Below are 2,990 nucleotides of genomic sequence, written 5' to 3'. Positions count from 1 at the left end.
TAAATATGGTGATACAACAATTGGTCGGTTCAATCTTCCATCACATGAAATTGTCACTTTACAAGATTACAGAACCCGGTACTCACAATACCGAACTGATCTGGGAGCAAGAAGAATACATCAGCAACATCCGTTTATTACTATTTGGGATGATCATGAAGTGGCCAATAATTCTTACACAGCAGGCGCACAAAATCACCAACAGGAAGAGGGGGATTATGAGGCCAGAAAAAAGGCGGCACGACAAGCATATTATGAATGGCTTCCGATCAGAGAGAACAGAATATTGTATCGTTCAATCTCCTTTGGCCCATTAGCCGATTTATTTATGTTGGATGAGCGCCTGGAGGGAAGAACAAAACCTGTAGATAGTTTAAGCGACCCTCAATACTATGATGAATCACGTACGATGTTGGGCGCTGACCAACTACAATGGTTTGAAAATCAACTTTCAAGTTCAAAAGCCTTATGGAAACTAGTCGGCAATCAAGTGATCTTTTCAGATATTGACTTGAGCCAGGTGCTGCCAAGTATGCCACGCAACCTGGATTCATGGGATGGCTATCCTGCTGAAAAAAAACAAATCAAGGAACACATTGTCAACAACAGGATTCGTGATGTCGTGTTCCTGACTGGCGACACTCATGCTTCATGGGCAATAGAAGTAGCTACCGATGTAGCCAACACCTACGATCCCATCACTTCACGGGGAGCGTTTGCCATCGAATTTGGAACTCCAAGTATATCCGCTGCCAACAGCAACGAGAGGACCGCCACGGAGGAAGTAAAAAAATCTGAGCTTACATTATTAAATACCAATCCGCACATTAAATATACCAACAACAGAGACCACGGATATATACTCCTCACCTTGACACCGCAATCTGCCACAAGTGAATGGTATTATGTGGAAACGTTAAGGCAAGAAGGCAGCACAGAATTTAAAGGAGAAACGTTAACCGTTCAAAGAGGAACAACATCTATTAGAAAGCTTCAAGATTAATCTACCTTTTTCTTAATCAGTATATTTTCGATGTTGCCATTCTCTGTAAGCAATATGGCAATGTTGCGTGTGGCTGGAAATTGAGCAAGGGTAATCATCATGATAGATGTGATAGGCACAGAAAGAAACATACCTAACAAACCCCAAACAGAACCCCAAAATGAAAGAGCCAGCACGACTACCAGTGGACTTAAGTTCAATGACTTTCCCATGATTTTTGGTTCGATATAATTGCCAACTACTAATTGAATAGCCTGAACGCTAATAAACACCCACAAAAACGACCACAATGAGCCAAACTGAACGATAGCAAACAAGGAGGGTAGCAATGTGGCAATTAAAGAACCCATATAGGGAATATAATTGAAAACAAAGATTAAGAATGCCCAGAGAAACGCATAGTCCATATCGAATAATCTGAGCACTCCATAGCTTAAACCAGCAGTCAGAATGCTAATCCCGGTTTTAAGTGTTATGTACTTATTGGTGGACAAATAAATTTCGTCCAACACTTCCTGGATTCTTGAACGCTTGCGCTGGTCTGGAAAAATAGCATCCATTTTTTTTGAAAAAGCAACCTCCTCAAGCAATAAGAATACGATATAAATGATCACAACAACAATAGTACCTACAGTAGCAGACAAAGAAGAAACAGTACTGGTAAGGAATCCCTGTAGATCAAGTTTATTAATATGCTCCTGTACCTGATCGGTTATGTTCTCAACGCCCATCGATGCTCCAAGGTCTATTAACAAAATATCCAACGCTGACTTATAGGTTGAAAAGTTATCAACTATCTCACTCAAATTGGTAATGATAAGGTTAATCGTGATTTGAACAGCGCCAAATAATATTGCCAGAGAAAGCGTCCCCTTCAACCACTTCGGAAGCTGCCTCCCCCTTATCTTTATCTTACTTATGTAATTGTATAAAGTCTTTATCAGGTACCAAATCATTACTGCCATTACAAATGGCTTCAATAGATCTTTAAAATATATAATAAAAAATATGGCCAATCCGCCCAGTATGGCGACTAGAATAACCCTAAAAATTAAAGTTTCTGAGAAAGACTTTTGTTCCACTATTTAGACGACATTAAAATATCTGTGCCGAGAAACGTACCGTCAGGTGTAGTTACCCATTTTCTGGTTTTTGGGATTCGCGTATCTCCTACGCGTACCTCACCCTCAAGGTAGATAACTTCTCCTTTTTTTGTAGGCTCATCCTTATAAAACATATAACCTTCCATTTTATAGGTAGCCCTATTGATATAAAAATACCAAATGTCGGCTGCATAAGGGACACGCAACACATAGCAATCCTTACCTTCAAACTCTTCCTCCATCACTTTCTCATCCAGTACTGTCCCCTTATCCTTTAATTTCATCGGTAATCCCCACAAATACACATAATAATTCCGGGTTCGTTTCACATCATCACATGTCTTCCCTTCAGGAATATCAGTACAATCATCCATGGTTATTGTCATCTGGTTTCCATTTTCCTCAAGATGAAAGTACCCCTTACTATTATCAATCAACGCTATTGATTTCCTATCAGGCCCGTTGGGACGCTCAGACACAAATTGCATTTCATGGTTAAAGCTGCTCCATTGCCCTTTAGGATCATGATATTGTATCGACTTTTCCAAAATTGCAGCAGCGCTCATTTCTTGTGCGACTGCATAAACGCCAGACGAAACAATGACCAACAGAAGGGTAAGTTTTTTATAGTTCATAACCTTTTATAATAAACAAATATACTCAATACATATGGCACTAATGTTGCCGTTATATAGTCTTAAGTAAATGTGAAGTATTATTACCTTAGAATTAAATTTAAAAATATGCGCTTAATCTCATTATTCATCGTCTTGTTGGTCTTTTCGTTCTCTTCTTTTGCACAAGTGATTGGCATAACCTTTCCCGAGATGGATGCAGAAACTGTGGAGGACAAGGTGGTTTCCTTACCCCAAGACACAAAGGGG

General features: G+C 39.6%; 3 protein-coding genes. 1 reads left to right on the top strand and 2 read right to left on the bottom strand.

Features of this window, described 5'->3' with window-relative positions:
• Positions 1 to 1,003: alkaline phosphatase D family protein (locus IT392_00330; protein ID MCC6542934.1), on the top strand; the 1,003-nt coding region annotated here is incomplete at its 5' end.
• Here IT392_00330 and IT392_00325 read toward each other — a convergent pair.
• On the bottom strand, positions 1,000 to 2,085 hold the full coding sequence (locus IT392_00325; GenBank protein ID MCC6542933.1) for an AI-2E family transporter: 1,086 nt from the start codon (positions 2,083 to 2,085) through the stop codon (positions 1,000 to 1,002). The two genes, IT392_00330 and IT392_00325, sit on opposite strands and share 4 nt — an antisense overlap.
• Entirely contained in the window at positions 2,085 to 2,741 is a 657-nt protein-coding gene (locus IT392_00320; GenBank protein MCC6542932.1) for a hypothetical protein, read from the bottom strand. Before IT392_00320 ends, IT392_00325 begins: the two co-directional genes overlap by 1 nt.
• Positions 2,742 to 2,990 lie beyond the last annotated feature (249 nt).

Source organism: Nitrospirota bacterium, from assembly GCA_020846775.1.
GTDB lineage: Bacteria > Nitrospirota > 9FT-COMBO-42-15 > HDB-SIOI813 > HDB-SIOI813 > RBG-16-43-11.
The sequence above is the reverse complement of the archived record's forward strand: the minus strand, read 5'-3'. Positions and strand labels throughout refer to the sequence as shown.